This window comes from Pseudoalteromonas sp. NCCP-2140 (assembly GCF_023708065.1).
Classification (GTDB): Bacteria; Pseudomonadota; Gammaproteobacteria; order Enterobacterales; family Alteromonadaceae; genus Pseudoalteromonas.
In genome coordinates this window covers 60,171-77,690 of record NZ_BRCZ01000013.1, presented here as the reverse complement: position 1 = coordinate 77,690, position 17,520 = coordinate 60,171, and the positions used below count along the sequence as shown (strand labels likewise).

The 17,520-nt window shown below is 41.3% G+C and carries 14 protein-coding genes and 1 rRNA gene; 5 read left to right on the top strand and 10 right to left on the bottom strand.

Annotated elements, in window-relative coordinates; translation table 11 throughout:
* Both NFU46_RS18395 and NFU46_RS18390 read right to left on the bottom strand, forming a co-directional pair.
* Nucleotides 1-207, bottom strand: a 16S ribosomal RNA gene (locus tag NFU46_RS18395); the annotation flags it as partial.
* Between the two features lie 619 nt (nucleotides 208-826).
* Nucleotides 827-1,684, bottom strand: coding sequence for a tetratricopeptide repeat protein (locus NFU46_RS18390; protein WP_251603892.1), 858 nt, complete (start codon nucleotides 1,682-1,684; stop codon nucleotides 827-829).
* Between the two features lie 83 nt (nucleotides 1,685-1,767).
* Here NFU46_RS18390 and NFU46_RS18385 point away from each other — a divergent pair, with 83 nt between their 5' ends.
* Nucleotides 1,768-3,081, top strand: coding sequence for a M20 family metallopeptidase (locus NFU46_RS18385; RefSeq protein WP_251603889.1), 1,314 nt, complete (start codon nucleotides 1,768-1,770; stop codon nucleotides 3,079-3,081).
* A gap of 5 nt (nucleotides 3,082-3,086) precedes the next feature.
* On the opposite strand, the gene NFU46_RS18380 is transcribed toward NFU46_RS18385, so the two are convergent.
* The 4 genes from NFU46_RS18380 to pomA all read right to left on the bottom strand — a co-directional run bounded on the left by NFU46_RS18380 (nucleotide 3,087) and on the right by pomA (nucleotide 7,365).
* Nucleotides 3,087-4,997, bottom strand: a complete 1,911-nt coding sequence (locus NFU46_RS18380) for a DNA topoisomerase III (protein ID WP_251603887.1) — start codon at nucleotides 4,995-4,997, stop codon at nucleotides 3,087-3,089.
* A gap of 66 nt (nucleotides 4,998-5,063) precedes the next feature.
* Complete coding sequence (locus tag NFU46_RS18375; RefSeq protein ID WP_251603886.1) at nucleotides 5,064-5,540, bottom strand: hypothetical protein; 477 nt, start codon at nucleotides 5,538-5,540, stop codon at nucleotides 5,064-5,066.
* Between the two features lie 130 nt (nucleotides 5,541-5,670).
* The gene (locus NFU46_RS18370; RefSeq protein WP_251603884.1) at nucleotides 5,671-6,594 is read right to left on the bottom strand and encodes a flagellar motor protein MotB; all 924 of its coding nucleotides are present in this window, start codon (nucleotides 6,592-6,594) and stop codon (nucleotides 5,671-5,673) included.
* A gap of 3 nt (nucleotides 6,595-6,597) precedes the next feature.
* The gene (gene pomA / locus NFU46_RS18365) at nucleotides 6,598-7,365 is read right to left on the bottom strand and encodes a flagellar motor protein PomA (protein WP_054552564.1); all 768 of its coding nucleotides are present in this window, start codon (nucleotides 7,363-7,365) and stop codon (nucleotides 6,598-6,600) included.
* Nucleotides 7,366-7,637: 272 nt separating this feature from the next.
* Here pomA and xseB point away from each other — a divergent pair, with 272 nt between their 5' ends.
* The 3 genes from xseB (at nucleotide 7,638) to dxs (ending at nucleotide 10,724) form a co-directional block, all read left to right on the top strand.
* A complete protein-coding gene (xseB, locus tag NFU46_RS18360; protein ID WP_054552565.1) occupies nucleotides 7,638-7,880 on the top strand; it encodes an exodeoxyribonuclease VII small subunit in 243 nt (80 codons plus the stop codon).
* 4 nt (nucleotides 7,881-7,884) lie between these two features.
* A complete protein-coding gene (gene ispA / locus NFU46_RS18355) occupies nucleotides 7,885-8,772 on the top strand; it encodes a (2E,6E)-farnesyl diphosphate synthase (RefSeq protein WP_251603882.1) in 888 nt (295 codons plus the stop codon).
* An 89-nt stretch (nucleotides 8,773-8,861) separates the two neighbouring features.
* Nucleotides 8,862-10,724: a 1-deoxy-D-xylulose-5-phosphate synthase gene (gene dxs, locus NFU46_RS18350; RefSeq protein ID WP_251603880.1), complete on the top strand. Its 1,863-nt coding sequence runs from the start codon at nucleotides 8,862-8,864 to the stop codon at nucleotides 10,722-10,724.
* Nucleotides 10,725-10,752: 28 nt separating this feature from the next.
* Here dxs and NFU46_RS18345 read toward each other — a convergent pair whose 3' ends face one another.
* Entirely contained in the window at nucleotides 10,753-11,700 is a 948-nt protein-coding gene (locus NFU46_RS18345) for a LysR family transcriptional regulator (protein ID WP_251603879.1), read from the bottom strand.
* A 107-nt stretch (nucleotides 11,701-11,807) separates the two neighbouring features.
* Here NFU46_RS18345 and NFU46_RS18340 point away from each other — a divergent pair, with 107 nt between their 5' ends.
* The gene (locus NFU46_RS18340; RefSeq protein WP_251603876.1) at nucleotides 11,808-12,860 is read left to right on the top strand and encodes an MBL fold metallo-hydrolase; all 1,053 of its coding nucleotides are present in this window, start codon (nucleotides 11,808-11,810) and stop codon (nucleotides 12,858-12,860) included.
* A gap of 65 nt (nucleotides 12,861-12,925) precedes the next feature.
* Here NFU46_RS18340 and NFU46_RS18335 read toward each other — a convergent pair whose 3' ends face one another.
* The 3 genes from NFU46_RS18335 to thiL are packed head-to-tail and all read right to left on the bottom strand — an operon-like array spanning nucleotide 12,926 to nucleotide 17,502.
* On the bottom strand, nucleotides 12,926-16,012 hold the full coding sequence (locus tag NFU46_RS18335) for a ligand-binding sensor domain-containing diguanylate cyclase (RefSeq protein WP_251603874.1): 3,087 nt from the start codon (nucleotides 16,010-16,012) through the stop codon (nucleotides 12,926-12,928).
* Nucleotides 16,013-16,045: 33 nt separating this feature from the next.
* On the bottom strand, nucleotides 16,046-16,531 hold the full coding sequence (locus tag NFU46_RS18330) for a phosphatidylglycerophosphatase A (RefSeq protein WP_054562659.1): 486 nt from the start codon (nucleotides 16,529-16,531) through the stop codon (nucleotides 16,046-16,048).
* Nucleotides 16,528-17,502: a thiamine-phosphate kinase gene (thiL, locus tag NFU46_RS18325; protein WP_054562660.1), complete on the bottom strand. Its 975-nt coding sequence runs from the start codon at nucleotides 17,500-17,502 to the stop codon at nucleotides 16,528-16,530. The genes NFU46_RS18330 and thiL overlap by 4 nt, the downstream gene beginning before the upstream one ends.
* Between the last annotated feature and the right edge of the window lie 18 nt (nucleotides 17,503-17,520).

Below are 17,520 nucleotides of genomic sequence, written 5' to 3'. Positions count from 1 at the left end.
GTCCCCCACTTTGGTCCGTAGACATTATGCGGTATTAGCAGTCGTTTCCAACTGTTGTCCCCCACCATAAGGCATATTCCCAAGCATTACTCACCCGTCCGCCGCTCGACGCCAGAGGTGCAAAGCACCTCTTCGTTTCCGCTCGACTTGCATGTGTTAGGCCTGCCGCCAGCGTTCAATCTGAGCCATGATCAAACTCTTCAATTAAAAGTTTTTTGAAACCGAAGTTTCGTGCTCAATGAATTCTGAATTTTAATATCTTTCGATATCGAATTGACTGTGCTGAAACAAGTAAACTTGTTTCCGTTGGTCACTCAGTTACATTTGAGACTCTAAATTTTTTTGCGTCACTTAGTAAACTAAGCTTCGCTGTTAGAACTCAATCTGTACGAGTGCCCACACAGATGATTGCTTTATATTGTTAAAGAACGTTGCGACATTGTCGCTAGGGATGCGTATAATACATCCTTAATTTTTCGAGTCAACACTTAATTTTAAACTTTCTTTTTAGACCGTTTCAAACCCAAGTTTTACTTAACTCTCTGTCACCTTGTTCAGCGCTTTTCATTGCTGCCCGCCGTGTCAGTGGATGCGCATTATAGAGATGCGAAGAATTAACGCAAGCACTTTTTGTAGAAAACTACTAAAAACTTACCTTTCGCGCAAAAAACAAGCTAAAGGCAGTAAAAAACACAGTTTACTGTACAAAATACAGTCAACTTTTCTCGAGAGGATCTTAATTATTATCGATAATAGGTAATACGCAAGTTTTTAAATAAAAAAAGCGCCACTATTTTTAGTGGCGCTTTTATCAATCAACTCTTAATTAGTACAAGATACTATATAGCTTACGACGATACTTAGATGCCAAGGCATCGCCATCAGGTAAAGAAGCGATAATTTCTAGATAGGTTGGTTTTGCATCTGCGTAGTTAAGATCTTTTTTAAGTACATTAAATAACATCTCTAAAGCTTCTTCTTTACGACCCGCACTATTAAGAGCATTACTTAGTTCTACTTTTATCTCTAAATCATTTGGGTATTTTTCAACTTTATCCTGCAGTGCTTTTATTTCAGGTGAATCTGTTGCAGCTAATGCTTGTTCACACTTTGCTTGAATATTTGTGAAATACGCATCACGTTCGTTTTCTGCAACCGAATCTAATAATGCTTGTGCATCTTCTAATTTATGAATTTGAATACAGATATCAGCTAAAACTAACTTAACACGTGTATGGTTTGGATCAAGCTCATAAGCCTGCTTTGCATAGTTAAAAGCATTATTTAAATCTTGATTAATTAACGCTTGCTTAGCTTGCTCTAGTAATAACTCGTGTTGAGCTGGTAAATGTTTGCCTAGCGCATCGCGAATTTGCTGCTCTGTTTGAGCACCCGGTAACATATCGACAGGCGCTGAATCTTTTAACATCACAAGCGTAGGTAATGCTTGTAAACCAATTTGCTGCGCAAGTTGCCCTGCAAGGGCTTGCTCAACATCACAATCTAATGTCGCTACTAATAAATGCTCACCATACTCATTTGCTATTTTCTCTAAAATTGCAGCTTGCTGATGACATTCTGGGTTTTGCGCAGAGTAAAAAGTAAGTAGCACTAGCTTTTCAGCGGACGTTTCACCCAGTGCTTGCTGCAAATTTTGCTGGGTAAGTTTTATCATATTATTCATTTGATCGATTGCACTATATAAGTATTTAGGTTTTTATATAGTGGCAAACATAACAATTACAAGCCCCACGGGTCGAGGTCATTATGAAATTATCTGCTATTTCTGCAGCTTTATTACTTCTTAGTCCATTAGCACAAGCAACAACGCTCGATTTAAACCTTCAAAAAACTATGCCTGAGATTGAAAAGCTTTATTTAGATTTACATCAATCTCCCGAGCTGTCTTACCACGAAAAAGAAACTGGCCAAAAGCTAGCAAAGCAATTAAAACAGCTGGGCTTTACTATTACTGATAATGTAGGTGGTTACGGCGTTGTTGGTATTTATAAAAACGGTGATGGCCCTACAGTAATGATCCGCACAGATACTGATGGATTACCAATTGTTGAGCAAACAGGAAAACCTTACGCCTCTAAAGTGACTGTAACAAATGATGCTGGTGCAACTGTTGGCGTAATGCATGGTTGTGGTCATGATATTCATATGAGTTCATTTATTGGCACAGCACAACAGTTAATGACACATAAAGATCAGTGGCAAGGTACGCTAATGATGGTCGCACAACCTGCAGAGGAAGTTGGCGGTGGTGCAAAAGCAATGCTTAAAGAAGGGCTTTTTACTAAGTACCCTACTCCAGACCATGTTATTGGTTTACATGTAAGTGCGAGTGTTCCTGCTGGTAAAGTTAGCATGAAAACTGAATATACGATGGCAAGTGTTGACTCTGTTGATATTACTGTAAAGGGTAAAGGCGGTCACGGTGCCTATCCACATACAACAATCGACCCTGTTGTGATTGCTTCACGTATTGTGCTGGCACTGCAAACTATTACTAGTCGCGAATTGTCACCACTTGAACCGTCAGTGATTACCGTTGGCTCAATTCATGGTGGCTCTAAACACAATGTCATTTCTGATGAAGTAAAACTACAACTTACATTGCGTAGTTATAACCCTGAAGTTCGCTTACAACAAATCGCAGCGATTAAACGAATTTCTAAAGGTATTGCATTAAGTGCAGGACTTGATGAAAGCTTAGCACCTGAAGTATATGTGCATGAAGATGAGTCAATTCCTTCGACTTATAACAATCCAGCTCAAACCAACATAGTGCGTTCAGCAATTGCTAATGCTATTGGTGAAGACAATGTACTTGAAACTGAAGCAGTCATGGCTGGTGAAGACTTTGGTTTATACGGTCGTACAGAACAGCACGTGCCAATTACTTTGTTTTGGTTAGGCGGTGTTGAACCTAATCAATATGATGCAGCAATGCAATCTGGCGCAACATTACCTTCATTACACTCAAGTAAGTTTGCACCTGATTACAAGAAGGCGCTTCCTACTGGGATTACAGCGATGAGTAATGCTGCGGTTGCCCTATTCAACAAAAAATAAATAGTTTAGGCTGACTTAGCTCTGGGTTTAGCCTTTCTTTTAAAACGTCGCTTTTGCGGCGTTTTTGGCAACTGAGCAAAGACTTGGCTGTCGCACTGCTTAGCTTGCTCAACTAAAGCATGTAACTCTGCCAACAATGGCGTTAAAAATTGCTGATAACTCATGTGTTGCTCAGCTATATTCCCTAACGATGCTTCCCACTTAGCTGTTAAGTCAGGGCTAGCAAGCTGCTCTGGTAATGTACTTATAAGAGCTTTGCCTGTTGCGGTAGCTAGAATGTTTTTACCCTGACGCTCTAAAAAGCGGCGTTTAAATAAAAGCTCAAGAATACCAGCCCGTGTAGCCTCAGTGCCTAAGCCGTCGGTTTCTTTGAGGATCTTTTTAATTTCTGGGTCTTTCACATAGCGGCTGATGCCTGTCATAGCACTCAATAAGGTAGCATCAGTAAAATGCGCTGGCGGTGTCGTCATTTTGTCTACCACTTCACCTTGATTGCAATGCAGTGGCTGACCTTTTTCAAGTGCAGGTAAGGTTTGCTCATTTTTTAACTCTGTTTTGCCCATTAATGTTTTAAAGCCTAAACTAACATCTTGCTTAGCAGCTGCTTTAAAAAGCCCACCCGCAATTTCAACCGTTACTTTAGTTTCGTTAAATATATAGTCTGGATAAAACTGAATTAAATAATGACGACAGATCAAGCGATAGATTTTTTGTTCATCGCTATTTAATGATACTGAGCGAAGCTGTTTTTCGGTAGGAACAATAGCGTGGTGAGCTGCAACCTTGCTGTCATTAAAACATTTACTCCGCTTACTGGTATCAGCTTGCATGCAAGCTTCACTTGCTTGACCTTCATTACTGGCGATGGCTGCAATAATCCTCGCTGCATCTTTATGATGCTCTTTTGGTAAATAGCGATTATCTGAACGAGGGTACGTAATTAACTTATGGCGCTCATACAAGCTTTGACAGGTATCTAACACTTTTTGTGCAGGCATAGAAAACGCTTTTGCCGCATCAATTTGCAAAGCAGATAAGTTATAAGGCAGTGGCGCTTGTTGCTTTTTTTGCTTTTGCTCAAGCTCAACTACTTTAGCCGGTTGATTAGTTATGCGTGACACAACATTTTCAGCAAGCCCTCTATGCAATACTCGCCCTTCTTCATCTTGATAAGGTTCACATGCTTTACTTGGCTGCCACTTTGCAGAAAATGCTTGCTGCTGCTGAGTTTCAAGATGAGCTAATACTTCATAAAAAGGTTTTGCTACAAAATTAGCGATTTCATTATCACGATTAACGACTAAACCTAAAATAGGCGTTTGAACACGCCCAACAGATAACACATTGCCAAACCCAGCTTTTTGCCCAGCAAGCGTATAAGCGCGAGTTAAATTCATGCCAAATAGCCAATCGGCACGTGAGCGAGCTAAAGCAGATACACTCAATGGAATAAAATCGCGATTCGACTTTAAATTATTCAGCGCTTTTTTAACTGCACTTAAGTTTAAGTCGCTGATCAAGAGTCGTTGAATTTGCTGTTTTTTGGCTTGGCTAAGTTTAACCTGTTCGATCACTTCATCAACCAATAGCTGGCCTTCGCGATCAGGATCGCCAGCATGAACTATTGTACTAGCCTGCTTAATGAGCTTTTTTAATACAGTAAGTTGTTTACGCGTTTTTGCTTTAGGTTTTAATTGCCATTGTTCAGGCACGATAGGTAAATGCTCAAACCGCCACTTTTTAAAACTTGCATCGTAGTCATCAGGTTCTGCTTGTTCAAGCAAATGACCAATACACCATGAGACACAATCACCATTACCTAGTTCTATATAGCCATCATGCTTTTTTTGTGGTTTTGGCAGTGCATCTGCAATGGCTCGCGCCAAGGATGGTTTTTCGGCAATGTAAAGTTTCATAACGCAACACTAAATACTGTTTTTATAAACAGTAGTCTAACACAGGATTTTTAATGAAGAAACGCCTTAAGCTTGCTGGCTTCGTCGAGTAAAAAGGTAGATAAGTGGTAGGTAACAGACGACCACAGTACCAATATTAATTAACGGTAGCAGGGTCTTATACATATAAGTGCTGTATGACAAATCCCAAAGGTGGCGGTCAACTAAACGGAACAACTGTAAAATGGGCGCCATTATCACAACCAACTGCCCTAAAACACTTTGCCATAAGTAGACTTTATCTTTAATACCTAAGTAAGCAATGATTGCCATCCAAGCAATATCATTAAAAGCCCAAACTACATAGCGCCAGATATAGATGTCATCAAACTCACGTAAAGTGCCATGAATTAAGGTACCGTATAAAAAGAAACATGCTGTTATTACGGTGAAGTGGAATGCCTGCCAATCTTTACGGAGGTAGAAAACGAAAATAGCTGGGCTCAGAATGAACACCCAGCTATTACTCAAAATTGAGATGGTATATACAAACCAATCAGGCAAAATTAACGAACCTTATTCTGTTTTACCATCATCGTCGCCATCACCATTACCAGGCATATAGCTATATTTATCAACTTTTTTCATTTTTATACTCCATTACATGTGTTAATGAAGTTTCACTTTAATTGATTTATTGCCTTACATCAATAGGGTCAGATTCGTGTGCTTTGCCTTGCATGATAGAGATTTCAACACGACGATTTCGCCTACGGTCTTCATCGGTCACATTCGGTACAAGGGGTCTGGTTTCTGCGTGACCTACCACCATCATACGAGACTTATCAAAACCTGGCGCTTTTTCCATTTCACTGGCAACTGCCACCGCACGCTTTGATGATAAATCCCAGTTGTTAGTATAAAGCTCATTCGATACTTGGAAGTCATCAGTGTGCCCTGACACGGTTATTTCACCCGGCACATCTTTTAACAGCGTAGCAATATCACGAATAATAGGTTTAAATTTTGGCTGTAAAAAAGCACTCCCTGATGGGAATGAACCATTCTCACGAATGCGAATAATAATTTGCTGGCCTAATGACTCAAGCTCAATCGCACCATCCATAATTTGCTGTTCTAGTTGCTGGGCAATTTTCTTCACAAGTTCATTTGTTTGTTCTTGATCAGCTGCTGAAATTGACTGTTCTAAAGCTTGTTGCTGCGCCGTACTTTGCGATTCACCACCACGTTTATTGCCGCGCTGTTCTTGTCGACCACCGGCAGAGCTTTCATCACCAGCTTGAAACTCAAGCATTTGTTGTGTCATTTCTACGGTTTGTTGTTGAATTGTCTCAATAGGAGTGGGTTCAGGTTTACCCGGAGTAAACTCCATAGCAATGACCGAGGTTCCTTTTGGAATATCTTTTACTTCAATTTTATTTTGTACACCGAAAGCAAACTTCATAGAGCCGGCAATTTGCTTAAACTTCAGTACGTCCATTTCTGAGAAGGCAAGCAAGAGTACAAAGAAGCACATTAATAATGACATTAAATCTGCGAAGGTTCCCATCCAGGCGGGTAAACCTGGAGGTGGACATTTGCACTCTTGATCTGACATACCCTACTCCTCGGTATCAACTTTACGTTTTGATTCGGCTAAGTAGTTTTTCAAGATACCTTCTATTACTTTCGGGTTTTGACCATCTTGAATACCCAGTACCGCGTCGAGAATCAAACGCTGGTTAAGTGCTTCCTCGTCTTTACGTAGCTCTAGTTTTACCTGAATTGGAATAGCAACAACGTTTGCTAAGAACGCACCATAGAGAGTAGTTAAAAGTGCAACCGCCATAGCAGGGCCGATTGCTTTTGGGTCATCCATGTTTGATAACATAGCAACCAGACCGATTAGCGTACCGATCATACCCATCGCAGGAGCGATATCCGCAAGTGATTTGAATAACCCAGCCCCTAGTTCATGACGGTTAGCAGTAAGAGAAATATCTTTTTGTAGGGTGGCACGAACAACATCAGCATCATGACCATCCACTAACATATCGACCCCTTTACGCATAAAACCGTTGGGGATTTCGGCTTCTTCTAATGCTAAGAAACCACCTTTACGTGCTGAGTCAGCTAATTCCACTGCTTTTTCAATTAACTCTTCTGGAGATTCGATTTTGAACATAAAGGCTTTTGCAGCGACTTTACCTATGCCCAAAAATTGCCCCATAGTGAAATTCGATAATACGATAAAAATCGAACCACCAAATACAATGACCACCGAAGGCGTGTTGTAAAACATTGCAACTTGGCCGTCACTACTTAACACCATCGACATAGCAATTAAGCCTATGGCACCAAGAATACCTATTATGGTTGCTAAATCCACATACCCCTCCAGAGGAACAATTACACGACACCCTCAGGTATCAAATTTTTATTATTAACTGCTTATCGGCAAGCAGTTGAAATACTTAAATCATTAAATGAATTAATTTTATTTTAATGTAAGATTTTTAAGCTACAAGTTTAAGCTGTATCTAAAACCGTAAAAATAGCATATTGAAAATGGATTATGCGTAAAAAAACACATCATTCTTTGACCTAGTTTAGCATTCCCCCTAAAATTGGCCTCACTTTCTAACAGCTATCGAGGCCACAATGGCAACAAAGAAACCAGAAAACTTAAGCTTTGAAGAAGCACTGGATGAATTATCTCAAATTGTTGCACAAATGGAGCAAGGTGAACTGTCCCTAGAGCAGTCACTCAAACAGTTTGAACGCGGCATTGCGTTGGCAAATGCTTCATCTGGTAAGTTACAACAAGCCGAACAAAAGGTTGCCATATTAATGGGCAACGATAGCCAAGCGCCTCTTAGCAATTTTGATTCAAACCTGGACTAATTAAGTGCAATTAAAAGAACAACTACAACGCGCTCGAGAAGACGTTGAAGCACATTTAAATCGCTATTTCGAACGACCACTTAATACCGAAAAAACCATCAAAGAAGCCACTCATTATGGTGTTTTAAATGGTGGTAAGCGCTTACGTCCTTATCTTGTTTATGCAACTGGCCGAATGATGGGCGCAGATAAAGCCGATCTTGATATTCTTGCCGCTGCTATTGAGTGTATTCATAGCTACTCATTAGTCCATGATGACCTACCTGCCATGGATGATGATGACTTAAGACGTGGCCGTCCTACCTGTCATATTGTTTACGGGGAAGCGCAAGCCATACTTGCCGGAGATGCATTACAAACACTGGCATTTGATTTAATCGCTAACCATCAATTTGCAGTTTCAGCTACGCAACAAGTAAAAATGATAGCCTCGTTAAGCAAAGCCTCAGGTATTGAGGGTATGGTAGGTGGGCAAGCACTGGATATCGAAGCGACCGATAAACAAATTACTGTTGAACAGCTGGAGCGCATTCACCAGCTAAAAACAGGCGCATTACTTAATTGTGCAATTACACTTGGTGCGTTGTGTGCTAAAAATTGCGATGAACATACCCTCGCGCAATTAAACCTATTTGGCCAAGCAATAGGACTGGCTTTTCAGGTACAAGACGATATCCTTGATGTAGAAGCTGATACTGAAACATTGGGTAAACCACAAGGTTCAGATATTGCAGCTAATAAAGCAACTTACCCTGCTTTATTAGGTATGGCTGGCGCAAAGCAAAAAGCACAAGATTTACTGGCTCAAGCTCATCAAGCTCTTGAGGCTATTGATTACGACACCAACGAGCTGGCGAGCCTTGCTAGCTATATCGTTGAACGTAATTATTAATGCCAAAAAAAGAAAGACAAAATAACTAAAAAATCAGAGCGGCAATGGGCTATAATGCACTCTGGTTAGCGAAGGATGTATAAAAAATCATGACACTTGATAGTAGCAAGTATCCATTATTAAGTTTGGTTGACGAACCAGCACAACTGCGTGATTTAGCGCAAGACAAGTTACCTGCGTTTAGTAAAGAGTTACGCGAATACCTACTTAACTCGGTTTCGCAAAGTAGTGGTCATTTAGCATCAGGTTTAGGCACTGTTGAACTAACCGTTGCGCTGCATTATGTTTATAACACTCCTGAAGATCGTTTAGTATGGGATGTGGGTCATCAAGCATACCCGCACAAAATCTTAACGGGTCGCCGTGACCAAATGCATACTATTCGTCAAAAAGACGGTTTGCACCCTTTCCCATTCCGTGAAGAAAGCCCTTACGACACTTTCAGTGTAGGCCATTCGAGCACCTCAATTTCAGCAGCCTTAGGCATGGCCATTGCCGCTGAAAAAGAAGGTAAAGATCGTAAAACTGTAGCGGTTATTGGCGATGGTGCAATTACGGCGGGTATGGCATTTGAAGCAATGAATCACATGGGTGATGTAAACCCTAACGTGTTAATTATCTTAAACGATAATGAAATGTCGATTTCAGAAAACGTAGGTGCACTAAACAATCACTTTGCCCGTATTTTATCTGGTAGTTTCTACACCAATATTCGTGAAGGCAGTAAAAAGCTGCTTTCAGGTTTACCGCCAGTGAAAGAACTTGCTAGCCGCATGGAAGAACACTTAAAAGGTATGGTCATTCCAGGCACGTTCTTTGAAGAATTAGGCCTAAACTACATCGGCCCAATTGATGGTCATGATGTAAATATGTTGGTTGATACCTTACGTAATATGCGTAACCTTAAAGGCCCGCAGTTACTGCATATTAAAACGCAAAAAGGCAAAGGTTATAAACCAGCTGAAGCGGATCCAATTGGTTACCATGGCGTACCAAAATTTGATCCGAGCATGTCAAAATTACCAAAATCAAAACCAGGCGCTGCCACATTCTCAAATGTGTTTGGTGATTGGTTATGTGATATGGCGGCTCAAGACACCAAGTTAATGGCAATTACCCCTGCAATGCGTGAAGGCTCAGGCATGGTACGTTTTTCTAAAGAGTACCCAGCGCAATACTTTGATGTAGCAATTGCCGAGCAACATGCTGTAACGCTTGCAGCTGGCCTTGCTTGTGAAGGGTTGAAGCCTGTTGTTGCTATTTATTCAAGCTTTTTACAACGTGCGTACGACCAACTTATCCACGATGTAGCATTACAAAACTTACCCGTTTTATTTGCTATTGACCGTGCCGGTATTGTTGGTGCTGATGGTGAAACTCACCAAGGCGCCTATGACTTAAGCTTTATGCGCTGTATTCCTAATATGATTATCATGGCGCCTAGCGACACTAACGAGTGCCGCCAAATGCTTTACACTGGCTACCAATGCAATCAACCAGTTGCTGTTCGTTACCCACGTGGTAGTGCCGGCACGTGTGAGGTTGAATCAACAATGAGCGCGATTGAAATCGGTAAAGCGCGTAATATCAAACAAGGTAATAAAGTGGCCATCTTGTCGTTTGGTACGCTGTTAGAGAACGCCAAAGTAGCCGCTGATGAGCTTAACGCAACAGTCATTGATATGCGCTTTATCAAGCCTCTTGATACTAACGCTATCAGTAAATTACTCAGCAGCCATGATGTCATTGTTACCCTAGAAGACAACGCCATTGCTGGCGGTGCTGGTTCTGCTGTGAATGAATACTTAGCTGCAATCAAAGCGGATGTGACTATCTTAAACTTAGGTATTCCAGATGAGTTTATTAAGCATGGTACGCAAGATGAAATGCACGCCGAAATGGGCCTAGATGCAAATGGTATTTTAACTAGCATCAAAAAGTTCATGGCTTAAGCCAAACAGCATTCACTATAAAGGAGCCTTAAGGCTCCTTTTTGTTCTCTACCCTACTGGGAATAACTCCTAACTCGTGATCCCAAGGTGCTGCTGCATCTTTAAACTGCAATTTAAGAAATTCAACAAGTAACCTTAAAGACAAGGGTTGGTGATGACGGCTCAGGTAAATTGCATAAATACCGAGGGGTTCTGGCTGGAATTGGGGTAATATCCTAACGAGCTTGCCTGATTTAAGATGCTTTCCTACATAAAATGTAGGCAACATTCCTACTCCAGCCCCACTCAAAACAGCCCGTGTTATTACATTAGTTTCGTTACTTTCAAAGTACCTTTTTACTGGCACTTCTATAATATCTTCACCTTTAATGAAGCGATAGTTTTTGCGCGAGCCAGAAAAATGAGCAACACATCTATGTTCACTTAATTCCTCGAAAGAAGTAGGCGTTCCATATTTTTCAAGGTATTCAGGCGCGGCACACAAAACTGAATTACATAACGTTAAAGGAACAGCAATCATAGTTGGATCGAGTGTATTAGTAACTCTTACAGCTAAATCAATCCTATCCTCTACTAGATTAGATATTGTATGGCCAACAGATAAACTAATTTCTATTTCCGGATGTAGCTTTTGAAACTCAACTAAGGCAGAAACAAGGTATGCGTCCGCAAATGAGCCAGACGTCGCAACCCTAAGAACACCTTTGGCTTTTTTCGTTTGTTCAATGACTAAATTCTTTGCTTCAGCAACAGCCATAAGCATCTTACGACACGCTGGTAAAGTTGCAGTTCCAGCTTCTGTCAAACTTATCACGCGGGTAGTTCGATGCATTAATCGTGTACCGAACCATTGCTCTAATTCAGATAAGTAGCGACTTACCATTGCTGTTGACATATTTAGTTTAGCTGCAGCCTTTGTAAAGCTACCCTGCTCAGTTATTTCAATAAATACTTTTGCAGCTGTTATTCGATCCATTATCTCAAGTTGCGCAATAGTTAATTAACTAATATGCAGTTTATCAACAGATTAACGCTCTATACAATCGCACAAAATTAGGACACTAAAAACAAACGGAGACTATTATGTCTATAAAAAATAGCTTTACTAAATCAGTATTTCTATTCAGTTTATTATCTACAAGTTTAGCAGCAGTGAGTTCTGTTGCTGAAGCTCCTTCAACCGTTGGTGCTCACTATGTACCACAATCTAGTAGTAAAGTTCTTGCTCCAGGTGAAAAGGTCGCAAATTTATTTAACTTAAATATGACAACACCTTATATCCTTCAGCGCATCACAGAGAATACTTATTGGTATCAATCAGGGTTCTACGGCACGATTTTTTATATCGGTGATAAAGGTGTGCTTTTGTTCGATCCATTAGAGCAAAGAGCAGAGCCAATTTTAAAATCTATTCGATCAATTACCGATAAACCTATAACAGCAATTGTCTATTCTCATGACCATGCTGATCATATTTCAGCAGCAGATGATTTATTAAAGTTACTTAAAAAGTCTCAAAAAGAACAACCTGAAATTATTGCATCAAAAGCAACAAATAAGAAAATGGAATTACTGGGAAGTAACATAAAGAAACCAACAAAAGTACTTAACTGGCCAAACGATACTTTTAAGTTCGAAGACTTAGAAGTTCAACTTCATGGCTTCGAACATGCCGCACATACTGATGATCACTCAGCTTGGCTTTTAGTGAATGAACGTGTACTCCATGCCCCTGATTTACTGAATGCAGATCAACCTCCTTTTTGGAATTTTGCAGGCTCAGAGCGCTTCACATATCTAGAGCATAACTTAAAAACAGCAGACGCATTAAAATGGGATTTTTTCAATGGTGGACATGGCAATATAGGCTCACATGATGACTTTGCTTTTCATCTAAAATTTATTGCTGATTTGAAAAAAGAGGTAGCTAAAGCTATGGGTGAAGTACCTTTTGGGTACGGGGTTGATGTCGCAAAGATAAATGCACACACCATTATGTTACCAACTTGGTACGGTGAAATAGCAAAACGAGCAACGGATGCACTTCGTCCAAAATATGGCAGCTACTATGGCTTTGAGACTGCAGTTCCTGCCAACGCAGAAATGGTTGCAGAATACTTATACAGCTACCGATAAATACAGTTAAAAGCCATAAAAATATAGCTAAGGATGCGCCCTATCAGAAACACGGTATGGCGCTCCTATCGCATCCAAATTTTAATATCGGCTAAGCCATTAGCTTGTAGTGCACTAAGCTGCTGATCAACATTGTGGCTTTGTTCGAATTCAAAGGCATCTAATTGCTCGTCAAAGGTAATGTTTGCTACACCATCACCACCGCGCTTTTTAACTTGATGCAGTGCGATATCAGCAAGGTTAACTGAGGTTTCCCAACCAATAACTTGGCCCCCCAGTAAAGGTAATGGATAGAAAGACCAGCCAATAGATGCAGTAATCGTGGTCGATTCTCCATTCGGTAATCTAAATGGGTTTGCTGCAATTGCTTCACATAAATCGGCCACATAATTGTCTATCGCTGTGCGTTTGAAATCACGTAGTAAGAGTAAAAACTCATCGCCACTCCAGCGTGCAACATAGTCAGAACCTTGAGTACGGCTATTCAATAAAGTCGCCATTTGCTGTAAGCAGCTATCGCCAGCAAGCGGGCCATATGCATCATTAATGCGACTAAAGTTATCAAAGTTAATTATCAATAGCACGAGTGACTTACCCTGCGCTTGCAATGATTGCGAGTTACGCTGGAAGTGTTCGATATCTTTAGGGAGCTGATCAAACAAGAAGCGTCGGCTACGTAGGCCTGTAAGCTCATCTGAGTGACTTACTAGCTTAAGCTGTGAATTCACTTGGTTAAGCTTATCGTTAGCTTCTCGAAGCTCTACGGTACGTTCTGTTACTAAGCTTTCAAGGGCTAATTGCTTACGTTTCTCTTGCGCTCTAAATACCCAAAATACAAGGTAGAACAGTAAAATAAAGCTACTAGTAATTAAGAGTCTAAAATAAATAGTCTCATCAAAACGGCGCGGCACTACAAAGCTGTACTCAGTACGACGTGCTTTTTGCCAATCTTCACCACGGCGCTTTGCTTCAAGTTGGAATAAAAACGACCCCGGTGGTAAGTTGGTATAGATTGCCTCACGACGAGTATTGGCATAACGCCAGTCACTGTCTAAGCCACTTAAACGGTAACGGAACTCGATACTTGAAGGGGCATAATAATCAATCGCAGTGTATTTTAACGTTACATCGCGTTCATCAATATGTAGCTCTGGCTTACTGCCTAAAGTAGCCGTACTTAAATGACGAAGCGGCGTGATCAAACTTTCAATACGAGGCTTAAGAGCTTGAACACCAAAAAGCTCAACGCTCTTTGGTATTTCTACCACACCTTGTAGGCTTGGATACCAAATAGAGTTACCGGTATCTGCTACAGCGTCATGACCCAGGCCAGCACAACACTGACTTGCTTTACCATCAAGTTGACGGTCGAACGATGAGATCACTTGCTCTACTTTTAAGCTCTCGATATCAGTACCAAACTGCTCGACTGGCATGCGGTATACACCCTTCATGGTACTGACCCAGATACGTTTTAATTGCTTATCGTAAACAAGACTAAAAATAGAGCCATACGGCAGACCATCTGTCGCATCTAACTGACGCCACTGACCTTTGGTACTGCGATAAAATAAACCATCGTTAAGTGAGCCAATTAATATCCCCACCCCTTCAATATTCAAAATACTGGTAACGTAGGCACTTTCTAAGCTGGTTTGGTCGCCAATTTTTTCAATCCCGCGGTCGGTAAAGTAATAAGCCCCTTTACTGGTGCCAATTAAGCCAAAGTTTTGCTCATCCAGAACATAGGTAATAAATTTACTGCTTAAGAATGCATTGTATGCAAAGGGTGTTAAACCACCGTAGCTTAAGCGGTACATACCACGGCCTGTACCGAGCCAAAAACCGCCTTTGCTAGAACGGCTAATTGCGAATACTGGGTTATCGCGCAGTGCTCGCCCCGGTACCGTATACAAGTTTTGGTTTTCGTAATAAAACACACCGCGGCCTGTTGCGATGTACAAACGATCACCGTCAAATTGTAAGTCGTGCACTGCTGCTCGACCAAACTGATTACTCGGAATTTGATTTACAAAATTCTTGTTGTAATCGAAGTAGCCAACACCGCTGCGGTTAGCCACCCATAATTTGCCATCAGGTGCTTGGCTAATTGCCATCACCGCTTCGGTCATATTTGAGATAGCTGAGTGACGTTCAATACGTCCTTCGTGAGCAAGCCATAAGCCTTCACTGAAGCTTGCCAGCCAAATGTTATTTTGATTGTCACGGAAAATATCGGCAAACCAAATGCTTTGATCGAGCTGGCTTGGCTCAACCCATTGCCAATCTCCTGAGTTATCACGAAATAACAGTCGCCCATAGGTCGAAATCCAAAGCGCACCATCTGAGTCGCTCATAAACTTATAAACGGCAGAATTACTGGCATTTGGCAGTGGGAATGGGCGCAGCTCGTCATCTAAATCAAGAAAGTAAGCACCCAGCTCTGAAGCAAGGTACAAGTTCCCTTCTAGCCAAGCCATGTCATGAATAATGGTTTGTGCTAAACGCTCAGGTAATGAAACTTTGGCAGTCAGCTCTAATCGTAACTTTGCAAAGTCAGAAGAGGTATTGGTTAAACGCAATAAATGACGCTCATTGACCAGCCAAATGCCTTCTGGCGACAACGCCATTTGGCTCACTGAACCCACAATTTGCGTAATAGCAGTGGCATTAGATACCGGTACAATTAAAGCTGAGTTTTGATTGAGTGTGACTTGATTTCGAGCAACGTAATAAAGGCCATTCGCTGCAATCCAAATACTGCCTTTGGAGTCTTCAAGAATATCGCGAACCGGACCTTTAACGTTAAAGGTTTGCGACATCATGGTTTTAGGATCAAGTGTTACCAAGCCATTTTTGGTACCAACCCAAAGTAACCCAGTACTATCAACTAAGAGCTTATTAATACCATTACTTGGTAGGAAATCGCTGTTTTGCGTATTGAAGTTAGTGAAAGTGTTACCATCAAAGCGGCTTAAGCCAAACTGAGTGCCCAGCCACATATAACCTTGCTCATCTTGAGCAATGCTTTTTAAAGATTGCGATGGCAAGCCATTTTGGATGTTCCACTGTTTGACGACATAGTCAGTAATAGATGCAAACGCAGGCGTGCTGCAAAGCATCAACAAACAGACAACTAGAAATCGCATCATATACTTGCCACCAAGTAACACTTAACTCATCGTTTAAAAAGGCAAATAGCCTGCTTTAAACAAGGCTTGAACACAAATTAATGAAAATATACCTGCTAAAATATCATCAGCCATGATGCCCAAGCCACCGTGTAAACGTCTATCTAGGATTCTGATAGGACCTGGTTTAGCGATATCAAAAAAGCGGAACAATAAAAAACCAACCAACAGTGACTGCCAACTCAGTGCAGCACCAATCATGGTGATATAATAACCAGCAACTTCATCCCAAACAATGGCTGGATGATCATGTACCCCTAAGTCATCTGCTGTTTTACCACATGCCCAAATACCAAATACACTGATCACGATTGCAAACACAATCTGTAACCACAGCGGAAAGTACATCGTGGTGAAAATAAATGGCAAGGCAGCAAAGGTACCAAAGGTGCCAGGTGCTTTAGGGGCAAGCCCTAAGCCAAAACCCAAACCAAAAAATTGGTGTGGGCGTTTTAAATTGAATAATCGGTTACTGCTCAAACCGGCTCCTTCGTAAAGTGCTGAAAGCCCTTACCTTGATAATTAAATTGCTCACCATCGAGTAATAGCTCAATCTCACCTTCGCCACTTTTAATTTGACCTACACAACTTGCTTCAACACCATATTGGCGCAGTTTCATATCAACCATGCTTTTATTGCTTTCTGGCACAGTAAACAGCAGCTCGTAGTCGTCACCATAATTTAAAATGTAGTCAAATTGCTCTGCACGTGGAATCGACGAATTTAATGCATCAGAAACAGGCACTTTATCAACATTGATCACCGCACTAACTTGCGATAGCGCTAAAATATGGCCTAAGTCAGCTAATAATCCATCGGAAATATCAATTGCTGCAGAGGCAGCGCCTCGCAAAACCTGACCGGCTGCAACACGTGGAGTCGGATAATCAAAACGATTATTTAAATAGCTTAAGTGTTCTGGGGCGATATCGAGGCCTTGTTTACGAGCTTCAATGGCTACACCAGCATCACCTAACGGACCTGTTACATAAATCCAATCGCCAACTTTAGCACCGCTACGGCGCAGTGCTTTGCCTTCAGGCACGATGCCTTTAGCACAAATCGTAATAGTTAAAGGGCCTTGAGTGGTATCACCACCAATGATTTGCACATTGAAGTACTCTGCAATTTCATGCATGCCTTCAGTGAACTCTTCAAGCCACTCTATATTTGCTTCAGGCAACGTAAGGCCTACCGAAATCCACGTAGGTTCAGCGCCCATTGCCGCAAGATCACTTAAGTTAACAGCTAAAGCTCGATGCCCAAGGGCACGCGCAGAGATGTCATCAAAAAAGTGTACGCCCGCAACTAAGGTGTCTGTTGTTACCGCCAATTGACAGTTTTCAGGCACAGTTACTAAGGCACAATCGTCACCAATACCAAGGTTCACATCACGGCGAATAATGCCACGACCCTTAAAGTAACGATTGATTAGTTCAAATTCCTTCATACACAAAAAAGCCGGCCC